Raw genomic sequence first — 24,529 nt, 5'->3', positions numbered from 1 at the left:
ACACGAACGTAAGGAGCAATCCGATGAGTGCAGTCCGGTACCATTCCATCGAGGTCGACGGCCTCAAAGTGTTCTATCGCGAAGCGCTGAAAGCCGGAGCGCCGAAGCTTCTTCTGCTGCACGGCTTTCCCAGCTCAGGCCACATGTTCCGTGACCTGATGCCGCTGCTTGCCGACAGATTTCATCTGGTCGCACCTGACCTTCCCGGCTTCGGCCTCACCGACATGCCGCCGCGGGAACGCTTCCCCTACACATTCGACAACATCGCACGCGTGATCGATCGCTTTACCGAGATCATCGGGTTCGATCGCTTTGCGATTTACGTTTTCGACTACGGCGCGCCGACAGGCTTTCGAATGGCCGTTCGCCATCCCGAACGCATCAGTGCGATCATCTCGCAGAACGGCAACGCCTACGAAGAGGGTCTCAGTGACGGCTGGACCCCGATCCGGGCCTATTGGGAAGATGCCTCGGAAGCGAACCGAAAAGCGCTGCGCGCTTTCCTCACGCCCGAGACGACAAGCTGGCAATACACCCACGGCGTACCCGACCCGACGCGCGTGTCGCCGGACGGCCAGAACCTCGACAATTACTATCTGGCCCGTCCTGGCGCTGACGACATCCAGCTCGACCTCTTCGGCGACTACAAGAGCAACGTCGCCCTCTATCCTACATTCCAAAACTACTTCCGCACGCACAAGCCGCCATTCCTTGCGGTGTGGGGCAAGAACGACCCGTTCTTCCTTCCGCCTGGCGCCGAAGCCTTCAAGCGCGACATCCCGGAGGCAGAGGTCCGCTTCTTCGACACCGGCCATTTCGCGCTGGAGACGCACTGCGCCGAGATCGCGAAGATCATCGGCGATTTCATAGATGCGCGCGTGCGCAAGTAGGAAGGATCTCCAGCATGTCAAAGTCTGTGGCCATTGTTACCGGTGCCAGCCAGGGCATCGGCCGCGCGACGGCAATACGTCTCGCGCGTGATTTTTCGGAGCTCGTGCTGGTCGCGCGCAACCGCGCCAATCTGGACGAGACCGCGGAGGCCGTGAGGACCGCCGGCGCAAAACCGCTGGTCATCGATGCCGATCTGGCGGATCCCGCGGCGGCGGGCGCGATCGTCGATCAGGCGCTCGCGGCTTTCGGCCGGATCGACGCCCTGCTCAACATCGCAGGCGCGGTCCCGCAGATCGACCTGTTTGAGATGACCGATGCGCAATGGAACGGCGGGCTGGCGCTGAAGCTGCACGGCGCTCGCCGCCTCACGATCGCAGCCTGGTCGGCATTGAAGGCGGCGCAGGGCTCGGTCGTGCTGATGTCCGGCAACTCCGCCCTCTTTCCGAAGGCGCCTTATGCAGGCGTTGGCACGATCAACGCCGCCATTGTCGCGCTGGCAAAGGCATTCTCCGACCGCGGCATCGCCGACGGCGTGCAGGTCAACAGCGTGCTGCCGGGACCGGTGATGACGGGACGGCGCCGGTCCTATCTCGAGCATTGGGCCCCGCTGCACAACATGACGGTCGAGCAGGCAACGGCAAATTTTCCGAAGGAAGCCGGTATCGCGCGCTATGGCGAGCCCGAGGAGATCGCCGAGCTGATGGCGTTCCTTGTGTCGCCAGGCGCTCGCTGGATGACCGGCTCGACGCTGCGCATGGACGGCGGCGAAGTGAAATCGATCTGATTTGCCGCTTCAACTTCCGACGCCGCCGACCAGCCGCGGACGGCGATTTGCGCGCGGGCTCTCGGATGTCACGGCGCGCAGCCAGGCGCGAAAGCTGACGATCTCGGGGCAATCCGCGGCGCCCTCGGGTGCGACCAGCCAATCACCGAGACCCGATCCATCGTCGACCCTGTTGCAGCGATAACCAGGATGATGACCGAGGCTGCGGGCGATCAGGAGATCGACCTTGCCTTCGACCAGCTCGTGCAGGCCGGCGGGCTGCAGCACCCGCAGGCCGATCTCGGCATGCGCCTCGCGAAACGCCGCCAGATCGAGCCGGCGCAAATCAAAGCCGGCATGCACGCCCAATTGCAGCAGCACCGCACCTGCCGGCTTCAATTGCGAGGTCGCCTCCGCAATGTGGCGAAAGCCTTCGGACACACCGGGCAGATAGGCCTGCCCTGCCGCGGTCAGGATGAGCTGCTTGTGCAGCCGTTCGAACAGCTGCACGCCAAGGCGCGCCTCCAGCGCTTTGACCTGCTGCCCGATGGCTGCGGGCGTCACGTGCAGCTCGTGCGCGGCCAGCTTGAAGCTGAGATGGCGCGCAGCGGCTTCAAAAGCGCGGAGCGCGTTGAGTGGCGGAAGGGCATAGGTCATCGCGTCGCAGTTTGACACGGACGGGCGGTCTCCTTGCAATAGATTTTCTTGCGCTGAAGTGCAGCAAAGATGGTTTGCGCCGGCGCGACATCGGCGGCTACGGTCGGCCCTCATCTCGAGGAGAGTTCTCATGCCGCGCCGACTGGACCACTTTGTCATCTGTGTTCACGACCTCGCGCAGGCCGCGACAGATTGGCAAAGGCTCGGCTTCGCCCTGACGCCAACCGGGGTGCATCCCTTTGGCACCAGCAACCGGCTGGCGATGTTAGAAAACAATTTCTTCGAGCTGCTGGCCGTCACCGACGCTGCGGCGGTGCCGCCGGCCACATCAGGCCATTTCAGCTTCGCCGCACATAATCGCGAATTCCTCGAAAGCGCCGAGGGAATGTCGATGCTGGTCCTCCACACCACAGACGCCCACGCCGACGCGGCGCGTTTCCGCAGCCAAGGCATCGGTGCCTATGCGCCATTCGATTTTGGCCGCGACGCAGTGCTGCCGGGCGGGGACAGGGCCCGCGTCGCCTTCTCGCTGGCCTTTGCCACCGATCCCGGGATGCCCGGCCTTGCCTTCTTCACTTGCCAGCAGCGCCATCCGCCGGAACTGTTCTGGAAGCCGGACTATCAGCGTCACCCCAACGGCGCCCTGCGCGTGACCGAGGTGGTGATGTCGGCGCCGGACCCGATGAAGCACAAATCCTTCCTCGAACGCTTCGCAGAGACTGACGCCGAGCCCGTGCCCGACGGACTGACAATCGGCGAGCACGGTGATCGGATCACGGTCCTGGGGCCAGATGGGATCGCGCGCCGGCTGCCGGGCGTCGATGGGGGCGGATCGCCTAGGTTTTGTGCGGTCCGCATCGCGGTTGGCAATCTCGACGCCACCGCAGGAACACTGAAAGGCAACGGCGTCGGGTTCGAAGCCACGGGCAGCGTGCTGCTGGTTCCGCCCGCGGCCTCGCACGGCCTGGCACTGGAATTCGTCGAACAGGAGACACACTGAGATGGCCCATATCGTCAGCCACAATCCCGCAACGGTTTGCCCTCCCGCCGGTGGTTACTGCATGGGGCTCGAAGTGACGCAGCATCGCCGCCTGCTGTTCATCAGCGGCCAGGTGCCGGAGAGACTCGACGGCAGCGTGCCCGACAGTTTCGAGGCGCAATGCGAGCAGTCCTGGCGTAACGTCGTGGAGGTGCTCGCCGCTGCCGGCCTTGGTGTCGCGCATCTGGTCAAGGTCACCACGTTCTTGACCGACCGCAGCCAGCTCGTCGCCAACCGCATCATTCGCCGCAGAGTGCTCGGGGATCACCAGCCCGCGCTGACGGCCGTGGTAGTCCAGACCGTCGACAGCAAATGGCTGCTCGAGATCGAGGCGATCGCCGCGGAATGAGGCTTCACTGACCAATGATGCGAGGCAGCCATGGCTGATATCCATCCCTTTTACGAGCGCCATCGTGACGCCATGGAGGCCGCGATGCGCCATCGGCTCGACCTTGCCGAGGCAATGCTGCGCGAGCGCGCGCGGCTCGCCGATATCGACGGGATCAGGCGGGAGGTGATGGACGAATTCGTCATCGTGCTCAGCCAGACGCCCTACGTCGGCGGCACTGCGAACCGCATGAGCGATTTCTTCATGCGGCTGATCGGATTCATGGCGATCAGCCGCGTGCTGCGGCGGCATGGCGTACCGCTGCCTGTCATCGGCGAGATCGAGCGGGACACCTACAAGACGCAATTGCTCACCGTGCCTGAGGCGGAACGCCTCGCGGCGGGAGATCAATTCATGTCGCCGGAGAACCAGGCCTTGCTGCGCGAGCAGGCGGCGGCAAGCACGACAGGGAGCCATCAGAGCGAATTTCCGGAGGATTTCGTCTACGATTTCGTCGAACCGGGTCCAAATGACAGTTTTGAATTCGGCATCGACTACCGGGCTTGCGGCTTCTGCAAATTCGCAGGCCGCCACGGCGACAAGGAGATCCTTCCCCACATTTGCGGGCTCGATTTCGACGCCTATGCGACGCGCGGCATCCGCCTGGAACGGACGCAGACGCTGGCCGGCGGCGCGAGCCACTGCAATTTCCGCTTCTCGCGACTGCATCGTGACGGCTGACTTCGCGCCGGGCCGGCACGCGGTTCATCCCCGAGGATTAGCGAAGCAGAATGGAGGTCACGCAGTTGCCGCGCGATCTAGGTCTTGCTCGCCGAACCGCGACGGGTCTTCGGCACAAGCTGCGCAATCTTCTCCCTGCCCCCGCCATCAACCCATTCGGTCAGTTTCCGGATGCAGGAATCCAGCGCATCGCGCTCTGCGGCCGTCAATGGAGCGAGGAAGTGCTCCTCCAGCTCGCCCGCAATCCTGGCGACCTTTGCGCACATCCCACGGCCCTTTGCCGTGGTGTGCAGATTGAACTGCCGCGCATCGTCCTTGCCGATCGCGCGCCTGAGCAGGCCATCCTTGATGAGCTTCGAAAGCAGGCGCGAGGTCAGGCTTCGTTCGAACCTGGTCTCCGCAGCGAGATCGCTGAACGTGATTCCCGGATTGTCGTCGACGAGGCGCAGCACGCGCAGCTCTCGCACGTTGAGGCCGCAGCACTGCGTATAGACCTCGTTGGCCATATCGATCGCGCTGCTGCTCAGCGTGTCCATCCGATAGGTTAAATGGCGCTCAACCTTCTCTCGCCGCATCGGGCCCTCTTTGGCGGCCCGAAGGCCATATTGTTGCAAAACAATACTGTTGCAAATTGCAACTAATAATGTTTGGCTTTCGTCGTGGCAGGTAGGCCCTCGATGGCCGAATCCGCTGTGTGGACGTCCTTCGCACCATGAAGCCTATTGCCTCCTGGCGCGCAACACTATCTCGACGAGGCCGGCATGGGTGCGCGCGAATATCTGCAGCAGGAAATGCCGCTGTTGATGAGCTGGCGCCACGATTTCCACGCCCATCCGGAAATCGGTTTCCAGGAGACGCGCACCGCCGCCAGGGTTGCCGAGTTGCTCGCCGGCTGGGGCATCGAAGTCCGTACCGGCGTCGGCGGCACCGGGGTGATCGGCACGCTGCGGGGGCGCCGGCCCGGCCACAACGCCATCGGCTTCCGGGCCGACATGGACGCCCTGCCGATGACCGGTCGCGCCGATGTGCCGTATCGCTCGACCCGGCCGGACGCGTTCCACGGCTGCGGACATGACGGGCACACTGCGACGCTGCTGGGCGCGGCCAAGTATCTGTCCGAGCATCCTGACTTCGCCGGCACGATCCATTTCATCTTTCAGCCCGCCGAGGAGACGTTGCGCGGCGGCCCGGCGATGATTGCCGACGGCCTCTTTACCCACGCACCGGTCAGCGAAGTCTATGGCCTGCACAACAATCCGCTGATGCCGCCCGGCAAGGTTGGCATTCGCACCGGCGCGATCCTGTCCGGCTGCGATCCGCTGCGCATCGAGGTGCATGGTGTCGGAGCGCATGGCGCACAGCCGCACCAGGGCATCGATCCCATCGTGATCGCCTGCGAGCTCGTCGGCCTGTTGCAGACCGTCGTCAGCCGCTCGCTCAACGCGCTGGATTCCGGAGTCGTCAGCTTCGGCGTCATCCAGGGCGGCACAACGGCCAACGTCATCCCCGACCGGGTGGTTCTGGAAGGCACCATCCGCTCGATGTCCACGGAAGGGCGGGCACTCCTGCTGCGGCGGGTGGGCGAGATCTGCGACGGCGTTGCCCGCTGCTTTGGCATCAAGATCACCTGCGACATCGCCGCCGGCTGCCCGCCGACGATGAATCACGCGGAGCCATCGGCGGCCGTCGCGCGCGCGGCGCGCCTCGTTGTCGGATCGGACGATCTCGTCGCCGACGTCACGCCGCTGATGGCCTCGGAAGACTTTTCCTTCATGCTTCAGGAGCGGCCTGGAGCTTATTTCTTCGTCGGGCAGAACGGCCCGAATTGCCATCATCCCGAATACGTCTTCGACGATGCGATCATGCCGATCGGCGGCGCCATGTTCGTCCAGATCGCCTACGACCGGCTCAATCGGACTTGAACGACAAAACATAAAACGGGGGGACCAATGGATATACAGGCCAGCACAAAACACGATGCCATGACTGCGATGCGCCGCCGCGTGGTGGTCGCCTCGACATTGGGCAACGCCTTTGAATGGTTCGACTACGCCATCTTCGGCATGTTTGCACCGATCATTTCAAAGCTGTTCTTCCCGGCCAGCAACGAGGTCAACTCGATGCTGCTGACATTTGCGACATTCGCGGTCGCGTTTGCGATGCGGCCGCTGAGTGGCATATTGTTCGGCCTCTATGCCGATCGGCTCGGCCGCAAGCGCGCGCTGACGCTGATGATCATCATGATGGCCATCGGCACCGGCATGATCGGCCTGTTGCCGACCTATGCTGCGATCGGCATCGCCGCGCCGCTGCTCATGGTGATTGCAAGGCTGATCCAGGGCATTTCGGTCGGCGGTGAATTCTCCAACGCCACCGCCATGCTGGTCGAGTATTCGCCGAAGAACCGCCGCGGCTATTACGGCAGCTTCCAGATGGTGTCGCAGGCGCTCGGCTTCACGGTCGGCGCGCTTCTGGCCTACCTTGCTACGGCCTATGCCTCGCCCGCGGCGCTGGAAAGCTGGGGGTGGCGGGTGCCGTTCATCCTCGGGATTCTCATCGGCCCGTTCGGCTATTGGCTTCGATCCAACATCGACGAAACGCCGGAATTCCAGCGCTATCTGCAATCCCGGCAAAAGCCCGCGAACACGCCTCTTCAGGAGCTGTTCACGAACCATCTGCGCGAGCTCGTGGTCGGCTTCTGCATCGTGGTGATGGGGACCGTCTCCTACTACGTGATGCTGCTCTACATCCCGATCTATGCCGTCCGCCAGCTGGGGATGCCCATGAGCGGCGCGCAATTGTCGTCGGTGCTGTCGACGGCGCTGATCGTGATTTTCTGTCCCCTCGCCGGCAGCCTGTCTGATCGTATTGGACGCCGTACGATCCTGCTGCCGGCGACGATCATCTATGTGATCGTCGTGTGGACCGCCGTGCACTATCTGCTCGCGGCGCCCTCGCTCGGCGGACTGATTTTGGCGCAGATGGCGACATCGCTCGTCATGGCGTTCATTTGGGGGCCGACGCCGGTCGTCCTGATGGAATTATTCCCGGTCGGCGTTCGTTCGACCGGCGTCGGGCTGATCTATAATTTCGCCGTTGCAATCTTCGGCGGACTGGCGCCGTTCGCGATCACCTGGCTGATCGCGGCCACAGGCGACAAGATGAGCCCGGTCTATTACGTCGCCATCTCCGGGGCCGTCGGCCTTCTGGGTCTGCTGCTGTTGCGCGAGCATCGCACCGACCCAACGGGGTCGTAGCCAAAGCCTCGCTTGTGCCCAGGGCGCGCGCCTCAAGCCATCGGCGCCGCGGCCCGGGCATCGGCAAACCGAGCACTGCCGTTGTAGACAGGGCAGCCGCCGGCGCGACCATAAGCTACCCGAGCAGGCCCTTCAGGCCGGCATAGATCGAGCCCACGGCTGTCGCGGCGACGCCCGCCAGCGGTCCGACCGTCTGCATGAGATCCTGGATCAACCGCGCCCGGCGGCGCAGCTGCTCCTCCCCGACATGCTGGCCGAGCAGGCGCGCGATCCTGAAGGCGAACGCATTGGGTTTTCCGCCCTGACCTAGGACGCGCGGCAGGACCTGGAAGACGACGATTCCCAGGATGTTTCCGGAAACAAAGGCGAGCAGGATGCTCGCACCGTATTCGAACACTTCGCGCCACTCGACCCACACCTCCGGAAGAATCGGAACGCCATCGTGGAGTCCGGTCACCGTCAGCATCGCCTGGATGCTGAGGCTGGCGAGCAGCAAGGCCAGCACGAACGCGCCCAGCGTCGAGACCCGATGCAGGGGATAGGCCACGAAGCCGAACAGCAACGGAATGATGATCGACGCGATCCGGAGCGGAATGGGAGAAAGGTTGAAGGTGATGGTGACCAGAATATGCGCGAAGGTCAGCAGGACGGCCGGAATGACGACATAGAGAACGGCATGCGTCGCGTAATAGCGCAGCGGATTCTTGTAGCGCTCGAGCCGGACATTGACACGGTCGAGATCGCGCCTGAGCCTGTCCAGCTCGGCAACGATGTCATCGATTTCCAAAAGCGTCGGCCGCACGACGCGCAAATCGCGCGAGCAGTGCTTGCACGCAATGGCCTCGTCCTTGATCGTCTCGGCGCAGAACGGACACTCCATCGTCAGCGCGACTTCCTGCGCCGCATGATGGCTTCGACCTCACCTCTGGCATGCGCCAGCTCATCGCGCAGCTGGTCCCGCTTGCGCAAGAGATCGTCGCGCTCCGCAATCAGTGTTGCGGGCACGGCGATGTCTCGGGAACAGGACGCGCAAACCAGCGCGCTGTCCGCGTTCTCGGCCTGGCAGTAAAGGCACATCACTTCGGCGCGACCTTGAGGGTAAAAATCGCCGTGCCCGGCCGCCCATCACTGTCCTTGATGTCGACCCGCATGGTGTAATCGCCCGGCGGCAATTCCGCATTTTGCATGTTGATCCCGTCAGCCTGCACGAACGGCTTGACGCGGGGCGTCAGATCGACGTTCGGCGTGCGGAGGAAGATCACCTTGACCGAGTCAGGATCGATCTTGGCGCCGCCGAACGACTCGAACTTCAATTGAAGCTTCAAGGGAGAGGCGACGGCGTCACCCGGCGAGACGAACTCCACCTTCGGACCGCGCAGGATGCCGCGCCGGTCGGCCGCGATCGCGCCCTTCGGCGGCGGCAGCTTGGCCTCGTCTTCGGTGATCAATTGCGTTGCCCGCGACGTTCCCGAAAACAGGAGACCTGCCGCAACTAGTCCCAGCAAGATATTTCGCGTCATAGTCCTTCCAACCTTCCCATTTCAATCATCGCACACCGCCGTCACCGATGATCGTATACGGCGCCCAGAACAGCGGATGCGCGTAGGCGAACTCGGTCTTGCCTTCGTCGTTCAGGTAACCGGGACCGTCGACCAGGGCCATCATCGCCTGCCGCAGCGCTTCGCTCCGCGACAGTTTCGGATCATCGGCCTGCCGCTTGAACAGGTCGGTCACCAGCTGCCGCGCCGATTGCGAATGCACCGACCAGTTCGTCACCAGCAAGGCGCGCGTGCCCGCGTAGAAGAACGCGCGGCCAAGGCCGGAGGCTGCCTCGGCACCGGCGCCTGCGCCAGCACCGGTGTTACAGGCGGACAGAATCACCCAGTCGGCGTCGAGCTTCAGGCTGAGAATCTCCTCCATGGTCAGCAGGCCGTCGCCACCTTCGCCCGTCACCGCCGGCGAGGACAGCGCGAGCGCGGGCTGGGTCAGTCCGTTGAGCTCGCCCGGGACCAGACCGTGCGTGGCAAAAGCAAGAATGCGGAAACCGGACAGGTTCATCGTCTTGACCGCGCTCTCGGTCGCGTTCTTGCCGAGGAACAGGACTTTTGAGGGATCCGCCTGCAGCGCCAGCGCGATCGACTTGAGCTCATCGGCCGTATCAGGAAGCCGCGGCAAGAGGCCGATCTCGGCGCTGTCGACGCCGTCCAGCTTCGGGCTGCTGCGGCGCTTCAGCGGCATGCCGCGGGTGACGTTGCCACCGACATCGGCCACCTGAACCTTGCTGTCAGCGCTTTCGGCCTCGGCTTCCTCCTCCTTGTTGAAATAGGGGTCGCCGAACGCCACGAGTTCGCCGCGGCCGGGCTTGCCCGGCGGCAACTGCCGCAGCGTGCGCAACGCTGCCGCCGACGGCACGGTCGACACGGCATGGGTCCGGGCCAGCCACGGCACCTTGCGATAGCCGACGAACAGTGGATCCTCGTCCGCCGCGACCTCCGCCGGCGCGGTCGGCAACAGCGACAGCGGCAACAGGCCGAGCGCGCCGTTGGTCACCACGATCAGATTCCTGGCCGGCTTCCATCCGCTCTCGACCGGCTTCAGCAACAGCTCGTAGAGTTCGTAACCGAGCTTCAGATCGAACGGCGGAATGTCCGAGATCATCGCGGCCTGTGGCTCGAGTGCCTCGCGCAACTTGCGAATCTTGGTCTCGATATCGCCGATCTTGGCGTTCACGGCAGCGAACGCCACCGGCCCCGATTTCGGCACGGCCCAGACGAAGCTGCCGTTCTGGCCGAAATAGAACGACAACATCGCTTCATTGTCGGACAATATCGCGCGGATTTCGGCGACGCTCGGCGGCTTCGGCGAGACCAGATCGGCGTAAACGGGGAATTTCTGCTTGATCTCCTGGCGCGCCTTGTCGCGTTGACTGCGCAAGGCGGCAATCGACGCCTGGATCTGCTGCGCCCCCTTCTCGTCGCGCTCCGACGAGGGAATGGCGAGGACGTTGTTGAGCGTGCCGAGCTGAGCGTTGACCTGCTTGGTGAGATCCTGCTCCTTGCGCACCAGCTCGGCCAGCGCGGGATCCTTGGCTGCGGCACGCGCGCTGGAGGCCGCCAGCGCCTGCTGCACGGAGCGGCCGCGGATGGCGTCTGCCAGGCCGAACGTCTCCTCCCCGACGGCGTCGCCGGTGCCCTCGGCCCGCGCGAGCAGCAGCAGATAGCTCTCGACGATGGTTTGAAGCCGCTGGCTGCGCGCGGCGACAACGGTCGTGTTCTCGTCGTCGGCGTTCTCGTTCGCGTTCGCCATCATGACCGGGATGGCGGCCTTGAACTCGCGGATCGCGTCGGCATCGCGCTTGGCGAGCATCAAGCCCACAGCCAGGGTGCCGCGCGCCGACGCGGTATCGAAATGGCTTTCTCCGACCCGCCCGATCTGCTTCTTGACCAGCTGCTCGGCGGCGGCGATGCCGGCGTCGAGCTGGCCGGAATTGTAGAGCGCGATAATGCGCGCCGGATTGAGCTCGATGACCTGGCGGCGCTGCGGATCCCAATTGGCGACCGCCTTGTCGATCCGCGCAAATATCTCGTTGGCTTCGGCATTCTTGCGCTGGAGATTCAGAATGCCGGCGAGCGCCGAGAGCAGCTGCACGGTCGACTGCGAGTCTTCCGGCACGCCGACCGTCTTGCTGATATCGAGCGCGACGCGGCCGAGCTGTTCGGCTTCGTCGTAGCGGCCCTGGTCGACCAGAATTCCGGCCAATCCCATTACAAAACGCGGCGTCACCGGATTGTACTTGCCGGTGTCCTTCAGGCGCGACAACAGGGCCCGGCGCGCATCGACCTCGGCTTCGGCGAGCCTGCCCTGCCGCGCCTTCATGCGCGCCTGATTCAGGACGGTGCTGTCGATCGCCTGCAGCAGAAGGGTCTCGGCCGGCGGATTGTCCCCTTCAAGAACCCCCTTGGTGCCGGCACGCTTGCGCGTCTCCGCGGTGCGATAGGCTGTCTCGGCCTCGGCAAACTGACCCCGCGCTTCGAATATCTGGCCGCGCGAAATCTCGATCTCACCCTCCCAGTTCTGGCCGAGCCGGGCATAGGAGGCGCGCCAGCCGGGAAGTCCGCTCGTGCGCGCTTCCTGGATCGCAGTCAGGCTCCGGCGCAGATAGGCTTCGGCCTGCGGGATGTCGCCCATCTGGATCAGGATGGCCGCAATCGAGCGGTTGGCGCCGAACTGAAATCCCTTGGCCGTCGGCGTGCCGGCGAAATCGCGCAGCATTCTCTGGAGGATTTCGAACGCACGCTTGGGGTCGCCCGCAGTCGCGTATTGGAACGACTGCAGTTGCATCATCCGTGCCATCATGTTCGGGCTGGCGGCGCCGCGCCCCGTCTCCACGGCCTTGTTGGCATCGGCCGTGGCCTCGGTGAGGCGGCCGAGTTGGGCGCGCGCGTTGGCGCGATCAAAATAGAACTGCGCGAGATCCACGCGCGATTCCTTCCCCGTCGGCATATCGTCGGCATCCGACTTCAACTCCGCGATCATCTTCTCGTCCGGCTTCTCGCCGTCGAGGATCGCCGTGATGTCCGCAATGTTGCGCGGCGGCGCGACAAAGTCCTTCGGCAGGGCCGTGCCCGGATCGAGCTTCGGTGCCACTTCCTTGGGAAGCTCGACGGCGACGTTGGCGCGGCCATTGGCGGCGTTGAGCGCCGCCAAGACGCAGGCCTTGACCTTGGGAGAAGCCGTGGCGCGGCACGCTTCCAGATTGGCGCCGCCGCCCGAACGCATGCAGGCCTGCACGATCGGCTTGCCGACGGTCATCCGGCAGTTCTCGATTGCCGCCTCCTTGGTCAGCGCGGCAGCCGAGCCGGTCGATCCCAGGAGAACGGCGAGGACCAGCAGTTTGCGCGGCAGGGTGGCGTCCGGACGGCTCTTAAACGGATTCGCGGCGTCTAAGCTCATCGCGAAGGACCTTTGGGTGAAATCACTTGAAGAAACGGGCTAATCCTACCCCTATTGCCCGGGAGGACAATCACCAATCGGTAGGGTGGCGGAATGCTCAGGAGGGTCGGCGGCTGCGGTGGAGCAGCGGTTCCGCGGGCGGGCCTGACGGAGCGGGTCGCTCAGGCCGATGCCGGAACGGCCGTAGCGACCTGCCTCAGCCCTTCGAGACCACCGCGCGGCCATAGGCCGGCTGCGACTGGATCGGTGGGTTGGCCGTCTGCTCCGCGAGCTCGCCGATCAGCCGGTCGGCGTCGGCGGCCATGCCGTCGGGCGCGTGGATCACCAGCCGCTCCAGCGCCCAGCGATAGGATGAGACGCGCTGCTCGAGCGACAGCTGCACCCACTGGACGATCAGCGCGTTCTCCTGCATGCGCGCGACCGCATCCGCCTTCTCCTGCGGCGAGAGCGCAGAGACGCGCGCCATGCTGGCATCACGTTTCCTGTCGAGATCGATGACGCGGATGGCACTGGCGAAGAACGGCTCGAAGCGGGTGATGTCGTTGCGCACGTCCTCGATCAGCTGCGCATAACGCGAGGAATGCGAGCGGTGCGGCTCGTCGATCAGCGTGCGCCCGTACATGGTGCGGTCGAACACGATCTTCTGGTGCCAGGGCGAGGGTATGGCCTTGTAGTCGCCGAACACGCTCTTCCAGGCCGGCCGCGACAGCGGCGGCTCGATCATGGGATAGGCGAGATCGCGAAGCTGGCGCTCTTCGTCGGTGAGCTGGAATTGCGACGGCTTCAGGCCGAGGCTGCCGGTGACCTCGGCGCCGAGCCAGCGATGCATGTCGTCGCTGCGCATGTCGGCGCGGGTGCGGCCGAAATCTCCGCCGCTGCAGGCAGCGAGCGAGGCGCCTAGAGTTGCTAGCAGGATGGCCGATAAGACGGTGCGAATCTGGCGGAAGGAGTCCGGCATTGCAAAAGCCGGAATTTAGCGGCGACGACGACGGCGCCCCGGCGCAGTGCCCGCTTCCGGTCCACGGTCGCCGCTGGTTTCGTCCGCTTCGCGCTCGATGCGGATGACGGGAAGGATCAGGATCGTTCCCATGTCCGCGCGCGGTGCGACGTCCGCCGACGAGCCCACCCGACGACCGGCCGGAAATTCGATGATGGTCCCCATATCAGCTCTCTCGATTGCCGCGCGACCGAACGCGCCCCTGCAACATGAGCGTCATTAGGATCAGTTTATGGTTAACGGGATGTAAACACGGCCTTCGGACCGTAGCCGCACGGGCCGCTCCACTCGTTCCGAATGCGGCACTGGAATGGTTGAAATGAGCGGGTTTGTTTCACACTTCGTTTTCCTTAAGGAGCCTTTAAACGAACCGCTGATAGGCTGAGGCAACAGTTTTCCCGAGTTGCGTAAGCCTCCATGACCAAGTCGCTGTTTCCCGGATTCGACGGGCTGATGACACTCTCCCGCCGCGAGGGCGTCGATGTTCGCCCGACGCTGCTGCGCGTGTTGACCGACCTGTATGTCCAGGCCAGCACCCACACCGAGGACGAGCAGCGGCAATTCATCGAGCTTGCGACGCGGCTGATCGACCAGGTCGACGATGCGACGCGGGCGTCCGTCAAGGCGAAGCTGGCGATCTATCCGCAGACGCCCCTCCCTGTTCTTCAGAAGCTCGGGCTGGTCGCCGCGCAGGAAGGCCGCAGGGTTCCGCTGGCGCGCGCAATCCCGCAGGCTTCGCCCGCCCCCTCACCTGCCCGCACGCCGACCGACGCGGAAATGCGCATGGCCGCCAACATGGCGATGCAGCCGAAGGAAGCGGCCGAGATCCACGACATGTTCTTCCGCGCCGATGCAAGCCAGCGCGCGCTGATCCTGCATAATCTGGCACAGACACCGCTGAAGGCCGCGCCGCGGATTCCGACGGTGCACGCCAAACGCGCGATCCAGATCCTGGAGATGGCGGCGATCGCCGGCGATGTCGAAAGCTTCATCTACGAGCTTGGCGATACCCTGATCCTGCCGTCGCGCGTCGCGGCGCAGATCGTCGACGATGCCGGCGGCGAGGCGCTCGCGGTCGCCGCCCGCGCGCTCGACATGCCGAGCCCGAACTTTCAGCGCATCCTGCTGTTCTTCAAGCCCGCGATCGGCAATTCCGTGAACGAGGTGTACCGGTTGTCGCGGCTCTATGATCGCCTCAGTGACCGCTCCGCGCTGGTGATGCTCGCCGCCTGGCGCGGCTCGACGCTCGCGGTCACGCGCGCCAAATATCAGCCTTCCCTGCATGACAGCGACCGCCAGCGCGCACGCGCAGGCGCAAGCCAGTCACGGCCGAGCGTGCAGCCCGGCTCGAGCCCGGCCGTGCGCACGGGCAGCGGCGCGTCGTCGGAGCGGTAAGTCAGGTCTTCGCCAGATCGAGAAAGTGCCGCCCTGCACGGTCCTCGGTTTCCACGATCCAGGCATCGGGATCGAAGCGGAGCTCCTTCGTCAGGCGCTCCTCCACCGCGGGCTCAGGTATCGGCTGCGGCGCTGCCGGCACGAAGATGCGGTCGGTCGGCCGGCCCTCGTCATAGACGGTCTGCGGCGCCGGCACGTAGAGCATCGCGTTGCCGTCGAGCAGCGATACTTTGACGAACACCGCGCCCGCCTCCTCGGCGCCGCGACGGCGCACCGCGCCGAACACGCCCTCGGTCTGGCACCGACGCAAGTAAGCAGAGACCCAGATACTTGATTTCAAACGCATCGATTAACCCGTGGCAGAACTGCGCCTGCGCTTCACCACCTTGACGAGGGTTTCGTCAATCCGGCTCTGCCAACCTGGTCCCTCAGCCTTGAAATAGTCGACGACGTCCGGGCTCAAGCGCAAAGTCACTTGCTGCTTTGTCGGGGCTTTGTTGGGACCGCGGCCCTTTCGCATGCCGGGAAATGCCTCATCGAAAGTTTTGGCGCTGGCAAAGTCAGCATTGGTCCATTCCGGATTTTCGCTCACCGCACGCATGTCTCGCGCAGTGTAGCCCTTCTTAGCGGCGGGCCTTTTCATAGAGCTCCCTTTCCTTCTTGCTGGCAGGGCGCATGCTGACAATGCTGACGCCTTCGGTTCCGCGAGTTGCAAAGATAACCGAGACAACACCACGAGCACTGACACCGATTGCGCGCCAGCGGTTACCATAGGTGGCCAAAACCAAGGCATTGTCGAAGAAGGCTTCGTTGAGATCAGCGAAATCCATCCCGTGCTTGTCGAGATTGGCTCGGCGCTTTGGCTCGTCCCAAACGATTTTCACGAGATTATTTTGTAACTACAAAATATCCTGAAGTCAATTGTGGCCGGCCCTCGCCGCGGGAGGGCTACGAGGATCCATGAATGCGGCAGGATGACGCCTATTCGACGGGATGACCGATCGCGGCGGCAAGCTCGCGCAGCAGGCGATCCGACACCTGGCCGGAGACAGGCATCTTGTGCTGGCGCTCGAACGTCTGGATCGCCGACTGGGTTTCGCCGCTCATCGTGCCCGTGATCTTCAAATTGCCGTAGCCATATTCGGACAGAGCGCGCTGTACGCCGGCGAGACGGCGCGCCGCCGGGCTTTGCTGCACCGGGATCGGCGCCGGCGGACGCGCGATGGCAACGGCGGCCGGCGTCGGTGTGGTGGACTTGATGACCAGATTGGTCATGGGATCGCCGGAGCGCGGCGTCGAGGCCGTCGTCTCGGCGGCCTTCTCAGGCGCCTTCTCGGCCGGTTTCGGCTCGACGCGAAACTCGGTTGCACGCGGCTCGAGCGGCGACGTATCCGCGCCGACGGGACGCGGGCGCGGCAAAGGACTAGACAGCGACACGGACGACGGCGCGGGAAGATTGATCACAGTGCCGAACATCGGCGCCGGATGCCGGCCGGTCTGGAGGAACAGCGCGTTCGCAACGATGGCGCTGACGGCCGCGGCGGCGACGAGGCCGGCCAGCGTGTCCTTCGGGCTGTGCAAGAGCACGCGCATCACGAGATTGCGCTCGGTCTCGACATCCACGACCGCAGCCTTAACGCCACCCTTGGCGCCACGGCGGCGCGGAGCAGCTTCATCGTTGGCAGACTTTCTAGGCACTTTTCTTCACCAGAGCAGGTTGGTCCTGAACTTCATGACGGAGCACCGGCGTCAGCGTCGCGATCTTGCTCTCGGCCGGCTTTGCTTGCGGCGGCGTGTAGACGAGCGGCAGCTTCACTGTGACGGCGGTGCCCTCGCCGAGCTTGCTTTGTACCGTCAATTCGCCGAGATGCAACGCCACGAGGCTCTTCACGATCGAAAGGCCGAGGCCAGTGCCCTCGTGACGGCGTTCATAGGTCTTGCCGCACTGGAAGAACGGGGAACCGATGCGCTTGAGATCGTCAGGCGCGATGCCCACGCCGGTGTCGCTGATGCGTAGCGTGAGCTGCGAGGCGGATGCCGACGCAGACACCGTGACCTGGCCGCCGCGCTCGGTGAACTTGACGGCGTTGGCGACGAGATTGAGCACGATCTGCTTGAAGGCGCGCGGATCTCCGGTCATCACGGGAAGATCCTGCGGCGCGTCGGTGATGAGATCGATGCCGTTCTCGCGTGCCTTCAGCGCCAGCAGATTGCAGCAATGCATCAGCGAGGCGCGCGGCGCGAATGGCTCCGACGCGATCTCGAAATTTCCCGATTCCATCTTCGACATGTCGAGGATGCCGTTGACGACCGACAGCAGGTGCTGGCCGGATGCGTTGATGAGCTCGGCATACTCCTTGCGCTGGCTCGCTGCCAGCATCAGGGTCTGCTCCTGCGCGATCATCTCGGAAAAGCCGATGATGGCGTTGAGGGGTGTGCGCAGCTCGTGGCTCATGGTGGCGAGGAAGCGCGTCTTGGCGGCATCGGCGTCCTCTGCCGCGCTGCGCGCCTGATCGAGCGCCTGCTCGGAGAGCTTGCGATCGGTGACGTCGCGCATCACGGCGACGACTTCCGCCTCACGCATGACATCACGGCCGAGATCCTGATCGAGTGGCCGGCAGCGCATCTCGACCCAGATGAAGTCGATCTGGCTCCGCCCGGAACCGGTCGGCTCCCGCCGCAGCCGGAATTCGACGCTGCGCACGTCGCCGCGCGCGGCATCGGAGAGCGCGGTGAGATAAGCCGGACGATCGGCGACATGGACGCGGTCGAAGAGGCCATGGCCGTGCAGTTGCGCAACGGGCACGCAGAGCATGGCTTCTGCCGCCGGCGACATGAATTGCACCGCGCCGTTGCGCTGATGCCGGGAGATCACGTCGCTCATGTTGCGCGCCAGCAGCCGGTAGCGTTCCTCCTCGCGCGACAGCAGCGTGACGCTGGTGCGCGCAAGCGACTCTGCGCCGAAGGCAAGGCCCGCGGCATAAAGCGTTGCCGAGGCGACGCCGAATGCCATCATCACGCCGCGTTCAGCGCCGCCGAGCTCTCCGGCCGGCAGGCAGCCGAACTGGCCGAGCAGGATCAACAGGCCCGCGCAGGACAGTGCGAGCAAGGAGGCAAAGGCCGCAACGCGGCGCGAGGCCGATAGCGCGGCTTCGAGTGGAACCACGACCAGCCAGATCGCAGCGAATGATTCGATACCGCCGGTCGTCGCCGCGATCGCCATGATCAGACCGGCGAGCGCCAGCGACGACAGCACATGGGCGCCTTCATAGCGGCCGGTGCGCGACAGGAACCAGGACAACAGGATCGGTGCGATCAGCCAGGCGAAGGCCGCGACTTCGATCGCGCTCGGCGCGCCACGCAGGACGAGATAGACGGGAAATGCGGCAAAGGCAGCCAGGCTGCCAAGAAGTCGCGGCGCCATGAAAGCCCGATGGCGTGCACGCGTCAGCGCATCGTAACGCGCGGAGGGATGCAGCAGTGCATCGAGACAATCGCGGATGATACTCAAAACTGTCACGGGTCTCGCGCTTCGGCTCATTCGTCTCGAAAAGACGCGCCGGAACGCCTCCTTGTCGTTGAGCCACCGTGTCAGAGCGACCTTAAACGAGTGCTAAGGCGGATCGACCCACCGCCGGCCACCGCGAGATCGCGGAGATTTTTAGACGATTTGGCAATGTCATCATTGGTGATGGTGAACACAGGGTTTCACCGTCACGCTCATGGTTTCGAATTGGTGGATACGACGGTCCGGACAGCCACGGCCGCCCTCGTCAATCGAAAATTTACGAGACCGTCATTTGCGAAGATTTTTGCGCAAATTCTCCGCGAATTAAGCTCAAGGCAATCACTTGCGATTTATCGAGAGTTGCTAGGTCGAAACGCGCGCGGAAGTCGCCGCGAGCCGGATCTAACAAACAGGTCGATAAGATGCGCTTTCTGCTCCGCATCACATTCTGGCTCGGGCTGGTGCTGGTGCTCCTGCCGCGGGACAAGACGCCCGAATCGGACAAGCTGCCGCAGATCGGCGCTGCCGACGCGGTGCAGGCTGCGACCGCGGCCGTTTCCGACATGAGCCAGTTCTGCAAGCGACAGCCGGCGGCCTGCGAGGTCGGCGGCCAGGCCGCGACCATCATCGGCCAGCGTGCCCAGGACGGCGCGAAGAAGATCTACCAGATCATCAACGACAAGAAGGAGCAGATCACCGACGAGAAGAACGAGAAGACCAACAGGAACGACAAGAAGGCGCCCGACCATACCGGCTCGATCACGGTCGCCGGTGAAGGCGACGCGGCAACCACCGAAGTGCCGCGCGACACGCTGACCCAGGACGATCTCGCGCTGGAGTGGCGCGGCCCCGAGGCTACGGCGAATTAGGCCCCAAATCCTATCGATTTCGCGGCCCCGCGTGCCTATATAGGCAGTAAGCGGGAACCACGGGCCATCAATGACTTCGATCGACGACATCAGGGACAATTTCGAGCTTCTGGACGACTGGGACGACCGCTACCGGTACGTCATCGAGCTCGGCCGCACCCTGGACCCGATGCCCGAGGAAGAGCATTCGGCCGAAAACAAGGTGAATGGCTGCGTCAGCCAGGTCTGGCTCCAGAAGCTGGTTGATCGCGACGCCGGCGTGCCGATCCTGAGATATCGCGGCGACAGCGACGCGCATATCGTACGCGGGCTGGTCGCGATCGTGCTCGCGCTGTACTCCGGCCGTACGCCGCAGGAGATTCTCGATACCGATGCGCTCTCGGTGTTCAACGAATTCGGCTTCCGCGACCATCTGACGCCGCAGCGCTCCAACGGCCTGCGCTCGATGGTCGAGCGCATCAAGACCGACGCGAGGGAAGCACTGGCGGAAGCATCGTAGCTCCTCATCGTGAGCTGCCGTAGGGTGGGCAAAGGCGCCGTAGCGCCGTGTCCACGATCTCTCGTTGATCGCACTCAGAACGTGGGCACGCTTCGCTTTGCCCACCCTACGAGTCCGAGTTACGAGACCGAGTGCGCGATTCTACTTCCCCTTCTTCCGCTGCTGCTGTCCCAGGCCCATCTTCTTTGCGAGTTGCGAACGGGCCACCGCGTAGTTCGGCGCAACCATGGGATAGTCGGCCGGCAGGCCCCATTTCTCGCGATATTGCTCGGGCGTCATGTTGTACTGGGTGCGCAGATGACGCTTCAGTGACTTGAAGCGCTTGCCGTCTTCCAGACACACCAGATAGTCGGGCGCAATCGACTTCTTCAGCGACACCGCGGGCTTGGCCGGCTCCAGCGGCGCTTCCACGCGCCCCGAGGACACCCGCGTCAAGGCTCCATGCACCTGGCTGATCAGGTTCGGAATCTCGGCAGCCGGTGTCGGGTTGTTGCCGACATAGGCCGACACGATGCTCGCCGTCAGTTCGATGAAATTCTTGGCCCCGGCATCCGACATGGGCGCGCCCCCTCCAATCAGACCCCGTCGCTACACTGGCGACGGTGAAGTATTCTCTATCAACAATACGTTTGGCCGAAATAGGACAACTGGAGAATATAAACCGATTACTGCTCTCGCGACGAGAACTGGGAGACTTTACTTGAGCACGCGAGGTCTTCAGCCACCGCGCTGGTCGAGATGGGCGCGCAGCTCGTCGATCGAGGCAAAGCGCATCATGCCCTCGGGCATCTGCGCCTCGATCGAGCCGTCGGAATAGAGCGAATAGGCCATGCCGTCGACGATGCCGGATTTCAGCACCGTCACCTGCGCTTGTTCGGCCGGCGGCGGCTCGGGCGCCGGCGGTGGTGCGGCGGGCTGCGGCACAGCAGGCTCGAAGGTCGACGCCGGGCGCGGCGGCGGCCGACGCGCAACGGGCGGCTCCGGCGGCCGCGCGCGGTCCGGCTTCGGCCAGGCGTCGTCGAAGCTCGCGTGCGGAGCGTCGGGCGCGGCCGGCTCCGCAGGCTGAGTGTGGGCCTGCGGCGGCGCGCCCTCGGCGGCCTTCGCCTCGGCACGTTCGCGCTCCTTGCGCGAGCTCGAGGCGAACATCAGGTTGCGTCGGCGCGGTGGTTCCGGCTCTGCCGGCGGCGGCGGAGGTGTCTCCGGCTCGGCCGGTGCCTCGCTGCGCGGGCGCGTCGGCGCGGGCACTTCGGCCTGCCATGGCAGCGCAGCCGGGGCCGGCGGCTCGCCCCGCGTTGCCGGAGCCGGCTCCGACACAGCCGTGCTGGGTCCATTTGGCGGTGCGAGGCCCGGCGGCAGCACCGGCCGCACGCGAACCTCGGACGCGGAGGCCACCCCGGCCAGACGGCGGGCGATGCCTTGCAGCTCGAGCAGCACGGCGTAGAGGCCGACCAGTAACATTCCGGAGCAGACGCCCATCGTTCCGCTCGTTATGAGCGTGCTGCCGAGGCTGAAATCCCTGATCGAATAGCCAAACGCGACCGCAAGGAGGCCCGCCACCACGGCGAAAATCCCAGCGATCAACAAAGCCACGCTCATCGAATACACCCCCGGCCGCGCATCAACGCGCGGCACCCGCTACGCCACGATACCGTCATCCTGCGTTCCTCGCCAACGACGAATTGCCGCCGCCGTTCCTAAGGGGAAGGATATCAGGGACTTATTCACATTCCCTTCAGCAACGCTCCGCTAGCTCTCATGTTCTCCAAGTTGATCGGAAATTGCTGCGTCGCATCAGGAATTTAGCCATAATGCCCAATTACTTGGTAATGGAACTGCGCTATAGGGATTCCGGGGAGCAGGCCCGCGCGCACCAGCAGGGCCGAGAGGGTAGTCCGGGTCACCAATAGCCATGACATCGATCACGACTTCGGCGCTCGACACGCCTCTCGGGCGCTCGGTTGAGCGAACTTGCGACGACCTCGCCATGCTGGTGCTGGCTGCCGTCGCGGTCATCGCAGGCCTGACCTTCCGCGACTACGGGCTCGGCTGGGACGATTATACGCACGCGGAATATGCCGACCTGCTGCTGCGCATGTTCGGCTCCGGTTTCAAGGACACGTCCGCGCTCTCCTTCGCCAATCTCTATATGTATGGCGGTGGTTTCGACATGGCCGCGGCGCTGTTGCACAAGGTCATTCCGCTCGAGCTGTTCGAAACGCGACGCCTGGTCGGCGCGATCGTCGGCGTGATCGGACTTGCGGTGACGTGGCGGCTCGGCCGCCGCGTCGGCGGGCCTCTTGCCGGCCTCGCCTCGCTCCTGCTGCTCGCGCTCTGCCCGATCTTCTACGGCCACATGTTCATGAACCCGAAGGATGCGCCCTTCGCGGTGGCAATGATCATCCTGATGCTGGGCCTGGTCCGGCTCGCCGAAGAATATCCAAAGCCCTCGCCGCGCACGATCCTGATCGTCGGCCTCGGAGCCGGTCTCTCGCTCGGCACGCGCATTCTCGGCGGGCTCGCGCTGGTCTACGCCATGATCGGCTTCGTGCCGCTGTTCCTCGAGGAACTGCGCGTCGAAGGCGCGCGCGAGGCCATCAGGCGTTTCGCCCATGTCGTCTACGTGCTGCTGCCCGGTCTTGCGCTCGGCTATCTCGTGATGGGCCTGATCTGGCCGTGGTCGATCATGGAGCCCGGCAATCCATTCGAGGCGCTGACCTATTTCTCGCACTTCTTCGAGAAGCCCTGGAAGGAGATGTTCGATGGCGCGATCGTGTCCGTGCCGGACATGCCCTGGTCGTATCTGCCGACGCTGTTCGCGCTGCAGCTGCCCGAAGTGATGCTGGTGCTGATGATCGGCGCCGCGGTCGGCACCTTCGTCATGCTGCCGCGCCACGATGTTCCCGCGCGCCGCAAGACGATCATGCTGATGCTGACGCTCGCGGCCACCCTGCCGCTCGCGATCGCGATGGTGAAGCGCCCGGCGCTCTACAACGGCATCCGCCACTTTGTGTTCGTGATCCCGCCGATGGCGGTGCTCGGCGGCGTCGCCTTCGGATGGAGCATGGAGCGCCTGCGCACCAAGCACCGCGCCTGGCAGCCGGCCATGCTCGCACTGTTCTGTTTCGGCCTGGCGCTGCCACTCGCCGAAATGATCCGGCTGCATCCCTATCAGTACACCCACTTCAACCACATCGCCGGCACGGTGCGCGGCGCCGACGACCGCTTCATGCTGGACTATTGGGGCCTCGCGCTGAAACAGGCCTCCGACGGCCTGCGCGAGCAACTGGTCGAGCGCCAGGAAGTGCCGCCGCGCAATCGCAAATGGAAAGTCGCGGTGTGCGGTCCGCAGCGTCCTGCGCAAGTCGCACTCGGCCCCGACTTCACCATCGGCTGGGATTCCAATGCTGCCGATTTCGCCATGACGCTCGGCGAATTCTACTGCAAGGGTCTCACCGCGCCGGTGATGGTCGAGATCAAGCGCGACGACGTCGTGTTCGCGCGCGTCTACGACATCCGCGGCCGCAGCATTTCCAGCCTGCTGTCGATCCCGGCGCCGTAGTCATTTTCTCCCGAGCCCGTAGCCCGCCCCATGCGAGCTACGCTGAACTGCCGCGCTTTGCTCGCCTTGCTGCCGGCTTCACCCGAGACTAGGCTCCCTTCCCGCAACAACGAGGTTCGGAGATTTGCCATGTCACCAGCGGAAGCCCGCCTGAAGGAAGTGCCGTCCGACATGACGGAGGCCGAGTGGCAGCAACGGGTCAATCTCGCCGCCTGCTATCGCCTCGTCTCGCTGTACGGCTGGGATGATCTGGTCGACACCCATATCTCCGCGCGCGTGCCCGGCCCCGACCATCATTTCCTGATCAACCCCTATGGGCTGATGTTCGACGAGATCACGGCCTCGAGCCTGGTCAAGGTCGATCTGCACGGCAACCAGCTCTCGGAGAGCGAGTACAGCATCAACCCGGCCGGCTTCACCATCCATTCCGCGATCCACGAGGTGCGTGAGGATGCCATCTGCGTGCTGCATCTCCACACCCTCGACGGCACCGCGGTGTCGAGCAGCGCCGAAGGCCTGCTGCCGCTGAACCAGACCGCGCAGCTCGTCACCCACGATCTCGCCTATCACGACTATGAAGGCATCGCGCTCGATCACGACGAGCGGCCGCGGCTGCAGAAGGACCTCGGCGACCACAATCACATGCTGCTGCGCAACCACGGCACGCTGACCGTCGGCCGCTCGGTCGCCTCCGCCTTCGAGCGCATGTACCACCTCGAGCGCGCCTGCTCGATGCAGGTGCGCACCCGCGCGCTGGGCACGCCGGTCTATCCGGTCGAGGAGATCGCGATCGAGAAGAACACCGAGCTGCTCGCCAATCGCGACCGCGCCGAGTTGCGCGCGACCAACCTCGTCTGGCCGCCGCTGCTGCGCAAGCTCGACCGCGAGCTTCCGGGCTACCGGTCTTGAGATTTTGCCGGTTTCGTGTAGGCTAGGCGCCACCTACCTCTACACGTTTCGGAATGAAACGCCGCCCAATTCCGGGCGGCGTTTTTATTTGAGGCGGCGGTCTCGCCACGTCCGTCATTGCGAGGAGCCCGCGACAAAATTGCGGAGCAATTTTGCGCTGGCGA

The 24,529-nt window shown here is 64.4% G+C and carries 27 protein-coding genes; 12 read left to right on the top strand and 15 right to left on the bottom strand.

Translation table 11 applies throughout. The features are described 5' to 3' along the window. Window positions 1-23 precede the first annotated feature (23 nt). Window positions 24-890, top strand: a complete 867-nt coding sequence (locus tag JQ631_RS03925) for an alpha/beta fold hydrolase (RefSeq protein ID WP_212324183.1) — start codon at window positions 24-26, stop codon at window positions 888-890. A gap of 14 nt (window positions 891-904) precedes the next feature. Beyond that, the gene (locus tag JQ631_RS03920; RefSeq protein WP_212324182.1) at window positions 905-1,675 is read left to right on the top strand and encodes an SDR family oxidoreductase; all 771 of its coding nucleotides are present in this window, start codon (window positions 905-907) and stop codon (window positions 1,673-1,675) included. A gap of 9 nt (window positions 1,676-1,684) precedes the next feature. Here the strand turns inward: JQ631_RS03920 and JQ631_RS03915 are convergent, their stop codons facing one another. Beyond that, the gene (locus JQ631_RS03915; protein ID WP_212328479.1) at window positions 1,685-2,311 is read right to left on the bottom strand and encodes a LysR family transcriptional regulator; all 627 of its coding nucleotides are present in this window, start codon (window positions 2,309-2,311) and stop codon (window positions 1,685-1,687) included. A gap of 130 nt (window positions 2,312-2,441) precedes the next feature. On the opposite strand from JQ631_RS03915, the gene JQ631_RS03910 reads away from it, so the two are divergent. From JQ631_RS03910 to JQ631_RS03900, 3 genes are read left to right on the top strand one after another with little or no spacing between them, the layout of a single operon-like run. Further along, window positions 2,442-3,311: a VOC family protein gene (locus JQ631_RS03910; protein ID WP_212324180.1), complete on the top strand. Its 870-nt coding sequence runs from the start codon at window positions 2,442-2,444 to the stop codon at window positions 3,309-3,311. 1 nt (window position 3,312) lies between these two features. After that, a complete protein-coding gene (locus JQ631_RS03905; RefSeq protein ID WP_212324178.1) occupies window positions 3,313-3,699 on the top strand; it encodes a RidA family protein in 387 nt (128 codons plus the stop codon). Between the two features lie 30 nt (window positions 3,700-3,729). Beyond that, the gene (locus tag JQ631_RS03900) at window positions 3,730-4,419 is read left to right on the top strand and encodes an L-2-amino-thiazoline-4-carboxylic acid hydrolase (RefSeq protein WP_212324176.1); all 690 of its coding nucleotides are present in this window, start codon (window positions 3,730-3,732) and stop codon (window positions 4,417-4,419) included. 77 nt (window positions 4,420-4,496) lie between these two features. Here JQ631_RS03900 and JQ631_RS03895 read toward each other — a convergent pair whose 3' ends face one another. After that, a complete protein-coding gene (locus JQ631_RS03895) occupies window positions 4,497-4,994 on the bottom strand; it encodes a MarR family winged helix-turn-helix transcriptional regulator (protein ID WP_212324174.1) in 498 nt (165 codons plus the stop codon). 186 nt (window positions 4,995-5,180) lie between these two features. On the opposite strand from JQ631_RS03895, the gene JQ631_RS03890 reads away from it, so the two are divergent. Beyond that, complete coding sequence (locus JQ631_RS03890; RefSeq protein ID WP_212324173.1) at window positions 5,181-6,341, top strand: amidohydrolase; 1,161 nt, start codon at window positions 5,181-5,183, stop codon at window positions 6,339-6,341. Between the two features lie 60 nt (window positions 6,342-6,401). After that, window positions 6,402-7,676: an MFS transporter gene (locus JQ631_RS03885; RefSeq protein WP_249160121.1), complete on the top strand. Its 1,275-nt coding sequence runs from the start codon at window positions 6,402-6,404 to the stop codon at window positions 7,674-7,676. Window positions 7,677-7,791: 115 nt separating this feature from the next. On the opposite strand, the gene JQ631_RS03880 is transcribed toward JQ631_RS03885, so the two are convergent. The 6 genes from JQ631_RS03880 to JQ631_RS03855 all read right to left on the bottom strand — a co-directional run bounded on the left by JQ631_RS03880 (window position 7,792) and on the right by JQ631_RS03855 (window position 13,791). Next, a complete protein-coding gene (locus JQ631_RS03880) occupies window positions 7,792-8,556 on the bottom strand; it encodes a hypothetical protein (protein WP_212324172.1) in 765 nt (254 codons plus the stop codon). Window positions 8,557-8,558: 2 nt separating this feature from the next. Continuing rightward, window positions 8,559-8,681 carry a hypothetical protein gene (locus tag JQ631_RS32460; protein WP_283841750.1) on the bottom strand — a complete coding sequence of 41 codons (123 nt, stop codon included), beginning with the start codon at window positions 8,679-8,681 and terminating at the stop codon, window positions 8,559-8,561. Between the two features lie 71 nt (window positions 8,682-8,752). Next, on the bottom strand, window positions 8,753-9,196 hold the full coding sequence (locus JQ631_RS03870) for a hypothetical protein (RefSeq protein WP_212324171.1): 444 nt from the start codon (window positions 9,194-9,196) through the stop codon (window positions 8,753-8,755). Between the two features lie 25 nt (window positions 9,197-9,221). Then, window positions 9,222-12,629, bottom strand: a complete 3,408-nt coding sequence (locus JQ631_RS03865) for a CHAT domain-containing protein (RefSeq protein ID WP_212324170.1) — start codon at window positions 12,627-12,629, stop codon at window positions 9,222-9,224. A 196-nt stretch (window positions 12,630-12,825) separates the two neighbouring features. Further along, the gene (locus JQ631_RS03860) at window positions 12,826-13,587 is read right to left on the bottom strand and encodes a hypothetical protein (protein WP_212324169.1); all 762 of its coding nucleotides are present in this window, start codon (window positions 13,585-13,587) and stop codon (window positions 12,826-12,828) included. 15 nt (window positions 13,588-13,602) lie between these two features. Beyond that, window positions 13,603-13,791 carry a hypothetical protein gene (locus tag JQ631_RS03855; protein WP_212324167.1) on the bottom strand — a complete coding sequence of 63 codons (189 nt, stop codon included), beginning with the start codon at window positions 13,789-13,791 and terminating at the stop codon, window positions 13,603-13,605. Window positions 13,792-14,043: 252 nt separating this feature from the next. Between JQ631_RS03855 and JQ631_RS03850 the strand changes: the two genes are divergently transcribed. Continuing rightward, complete coding sequence (locus JQ631_RS03850; protein WP_212324165.1) at window positions 14,044-15,021, top strand: DUF2336 domain-containing protein; 978 nt, start codon at window positions 14,044-14,046, stop codon at window positions 15,019-15,021. A gap of 1 nt (window position 15,022) precedes the next feature. On the opposite strand, the gene JQ631_RS03845 is transcribed toward JQ631_RS03850, so the two are convergent. From JQ631_RS03845 to JQ631_RS03825, 5 genes are all read right to left on the bottom strand, one after another. Next, on the bottom strand, window positions 15,023-15,367 hold the full coding sequence (locus JQ631_RS03845) for a DUF1491 family protein (RefSeq protein ID WP_212324163.1): 345 nt from the start codon (window positions 15,365-15,367) through the stop codon (window positions 15,023-15,025). Between the two features lie 3 nt (window positions 15,368-15,370). Further along, window positions 15,371-15,664 carry a BrnA antitoxin family protein gene (locus JQ631_RS03840; RefSeq protein WP_212324161.1) on the bottom strand — a complete coding sequence of 98 codons (294 nt, stop codon included), beginning with the start codon at window positions 15,662-15,664 and terminating at the stop codon, window positions 15,371-15,373. After that, on the bottom strand, window positions 15,645-15,905 hold the full coding sequence (locus JQ631_RS03835) for a BrnT family toxin (protein ID WP_212324159.1): 261 nt from the start codon (window positions 15,903-15,905) through the stop codon (window positions 15,645-15,647). Before JQ631_RS03835 ends, JQ631_RS03840 begins: the two co-directional genes overlap by 20 nt. Window positions 15,906-16,002: 97 nt before the next feature. Further along, window positions 16,003-16,719, bottom strand: a complete 717-nt coding sequence (locus tag JQ631_RS03830; RefSeq protein ID WP_212324157.1) for a peptidoglycan-binding domain-containing protein — start codon at window positions 16,717-16,719, stop codon at window positions 16,003-16,005. Continuing rightward, window positions 16,712-18,562, bottom strand: a complete 1,851-nt coding sequence (locus JQ631_RS03825) for a PAS domain-containing sensor histidine kinase (RefSeq protein WP_212324155.1) — start codon at window positions 18,560-18,562, stop codon at window positions 16,712-16,714. Before JQ631_RS03825 ends, JQ631_RS03830 begins: the two co-directional genes overlap by 8 nt. A gap of 389 nt (window positions 18,563-18,951) precedes the next feature. Here JQ631_RS03825 and JQ631_RS03820 point away from each other — a divergent pair, with 389 nt between their 5' ends. Then, on the top strand, window positions 18,952-19,398 hold the full coding sequence (locus JQ631_RS03820; protein WP_212324153.1) for a DUF5330 domain-containing protein: 447 nt from the start codon (window positions 18,952-18,954) through the stop codon (window positions 19,396-19,398). 70 nt (window positions 19,399-19,468) lie between these two features. After that, window positions 19,469-19,897: a SufE family protein gene (locus tag JQ631_RS03815; RefSeq protein ID WP_212324150.1), complete on the top strand. Its 429-nt coding sequence runs from the start codon at window positions 19,469-19,471 to the stop codon at window positions 19,895-19,897. A 141-nt stretch (window positions 19,898-20,038) separates the two neighbouring features. Here JQ631_RS03815 and JQ631_RS03810 read toward each other — a convergent pair whose 3' ends face one another. Further along, the gene (locus JQ631_RS03810; protein ID WP_212324148.1) at window positions 20,039-20,455 is read right to left on the bottom strand and encodes a Ros/MucR family transcriptional regulator; all 417 of its coding nucleotides are present in this window, start codon (window positions 20,453-20,455) and stop codon (window positions 20,039-20,041) included. A gap of 159 nt (window positions 20,456-20,614) precedes the next feature. Further along, complete coding sequence (locus JQ631_RS03805) at window positions 20,615-21,493, bottom strand: DUF308 domain-containing protein (RefSeq protein WP_212324146.1); 879 nt, start codon at window positions 21,491-21,493, stop codon at window positions 20,615-20,617. Window positions 21,494-21,806: 313 nt separating this feature from the next. On the opposite strand from JQ631_RS03805, the gene JQ631_RS03800 reads away from it, so the two are divergent. Together JQ631_RS03800 and JQ631_RS03795 are read left to right on the top strand one after the other, a co-directional pair. Continuing rightward, window positions 21,807-23,456: a glycosyltransferase family 39 protein gene (locus JQ631_RS03800; RefSeq protein WP_212324145.1), complete on the top strand. Its 1,650-nt coding sequence runs from the start codon at window positions 21,807-21,809 to the stop codon at window positions 23,454-23,456. A gap of 129 nt (window positions 23,457-23,585) precedes the next feature. After that, entirely contained in the window at window positions 23,586-24,365 is a 780-nt protein-coding gene (locus JQ631_RS03795; protein ID WP_212324143.1) for a class II aldolase/adducin family protein, read from the top strand. Window positions 24,366-24,529: the final 164 nt, after the last annotated feature.

This window comes from Bradyrhizobium manausense (genome assembly GCF_018131105.1).
GTDB classification, from domain to species: Bacteria; Pseudomonadota; Alphaproteobacteria; order Rhizobiales; family Xanthobacteraceae; genus Bradyrhizobium; species Bradyrhizobium manausense_B.
This window is presented reverse-complemented; position numbering and strand designations above follow the sequence as displayed.

What these genes read in the sequence shown, in the direction of transcription:
- JQ631_RS03925 (WP_212324183.1), top strand. Translation starts at nt 24, where the DNA reads ATGAGTGCAGTCCGGTACCATTCCATCGAGGTCGACGGCCTCAAAGTG.
- JQ631_RS03920 (WP_212324182.1), top strand. Translation starts at nt 905, where the DNA reads ATGTCAAAGTCTGTGGCCATTGTTACCGGTGCCAGCCAGGGCATCGGC.
- JQ631_RS03915 (WP_212328479.1), bottom strand. Translation starts at nt 2,311, where the DNA reads ATGACCTATGCCCTTCCGCCACTCAACGCGCTCCGCGCTTTTGAAGCC.
- JQ631_RS03910 (WP_212324180.1), top strand. Translation starts at nt 2,442, where the DNA reads ATGCCGCGCCGACTGGACCACTTTGTCATCTGTGTTCACGACCTCGCG.
- JQ631_RS03905 (WP_212324178.1), top strand. Translation starts at nt 3,313, where the DNA reads ATGGCCCATATCGTCAGCCACAATCCCGCAACGGTTTGCCCTCCCGCC.
- JQ631_RS03900 (WP_212324176.1), top strand. Translation starts at nt 3,730, where the DNA reads ATGGCTGATATCCATCCCTTTTACGAGCGCCATCGTGACGCCATGGAG.
- JQ631_RS03895 (WP_212324174.1), bottom strand. Translation starts at nt 4,994, where the DNA reads ATGCGGCGAGAGAAGGTTGAGCGCCATTTAACCTATCGGATGGACACG.
- JQ631_RS03890 (WP_212324173.1), top strand. Translation starts at nt 5,181, where the DNA reads ATGGGTGCGCGCGAATATCTGCAGCAGGAAATGCCGCTGTTGATGAGC.
- JQ631_RS03885 (WP_249160121.1), top strand. Translation starts at nt 6,402, where the DNA reads ATGACTGCGATGCGCCGCCGCGTGGTGGTCGCCTCGACATTGGGCAAC.
- JQ631_RS03880 (WP_212324172.1), bottom strand. Translation starts at nt 8,556, where the DNA reads ATGGAGTGTCCGTTCTGCGCCGAGACGATCAAGGACGAGGCCATTGCG.
- JQ631_RS03870 (WP_212324171.1), bottom strand. Translation starts at nt 9,196, where the DNA reads ATGACGCGAAATATCTTGCTGGGACTAGTTGCGGCAGGTCTCCTGTTT.
- JQ631_RS03865 (WP_212324170.1), bottom strand. Translation starts at nt 12,629, where the DNA reads ATGAGCTTAGACGCCGCGAATCCGTTTAAGAGCCGTCCGGACGCCACC.
- JQ631_RS03860 (WP_212324169.1), bottom strand. Translation starts at nt 13,587, where the DNA reads ATGCCGGACTCCTTCCGCCAGATTCGCACCGTCTTATCGGCCATCCTG.
- JQ631_RS03855 (WP_212324167.1), bottom strand. Translation starts at nt 13,791, where the DNA reads ATGGGGACCATCATCGAATTTCCGGCCGGTCGTCGGGTGGGCTCGTCG.
- JQ631_RS03850 (WP_212324165.1), top strand. Translation starts at nt 14,044, where the DNA reads ATGACCAAGTCGCTGTTTCCCGGATTCGACGGGCTGATGACACTCTCC.
- JQ631_RS03845 (WP_212324163.1), bottom strand. Translation starts at nt 15,367, where the DNA reads ATGCGTTTGAAATCAAGTATCTGGGTCTCTGCTTACTTGCGTCGGTGC.
- JQ631_RS03840 (WP_212324161.1), bottom strand. Translation starts at nt 15,664, where the DNA reads ATGAAAAGGCCCGCCGCTAAGAAGGGCTACACTGCGCGAGACATGCGT.
- JQ631_RS03825 (WP_212324155.1), bottom strand. Translation starts at nt 18,562, where the DNA reads ATGAGCCGAAGCGCGAGACCCGTGACAGTTTTGAGTATCATCCGCGAT.
- JQ631_RS03820 (WP_212324153.1), top strand. Translation starts at nt 18,952, where the DNA reads ATGCGCTTTCTGCTCCGCATCACATTCTGGCTCGGGCTGGTGCTGGTG.
- JQ631_RS03815 (WP_212324150.1), top strand. Translation starts at nt 19,469, where the DNA reads ATGACTTCGATCGACGACATCAGGGACAATTTCGAGCTTCTGGACGAC.
- JQ631_RS03810 (WP_212324148.1), bottom strand. Translation starts at nt 20,455, where the DNA reads ATGTCGGATGCCGGGGCCAAGAATTTCATCGAACTGACGGCGAGCATC.
- JQ631_RS03805 (WP_212324146.1), bottom strand. Translation starts at nt 21,493, where the DNA reads ATGAGCGTGGCTTTGTTGATCGCTGGGATTTTCGCCGTGGTGGCGGGC.
- JQ631_RS03800 (WP_212324145.1), top strand. Translation starts at nt 21,807, where the DNA reads ATGACATCGATCACGACTTCGGCGCTCGACACGCCTCTCGGGCGCTCG.
- JQ631_RS03795 (WP_212324143.1), top strand. Translation starts at nt 23,586, where the DNA reads ATGTCACCAGCGGAAGCCCGCCTGAAGGAAGTGCCGTCCGACATGACG.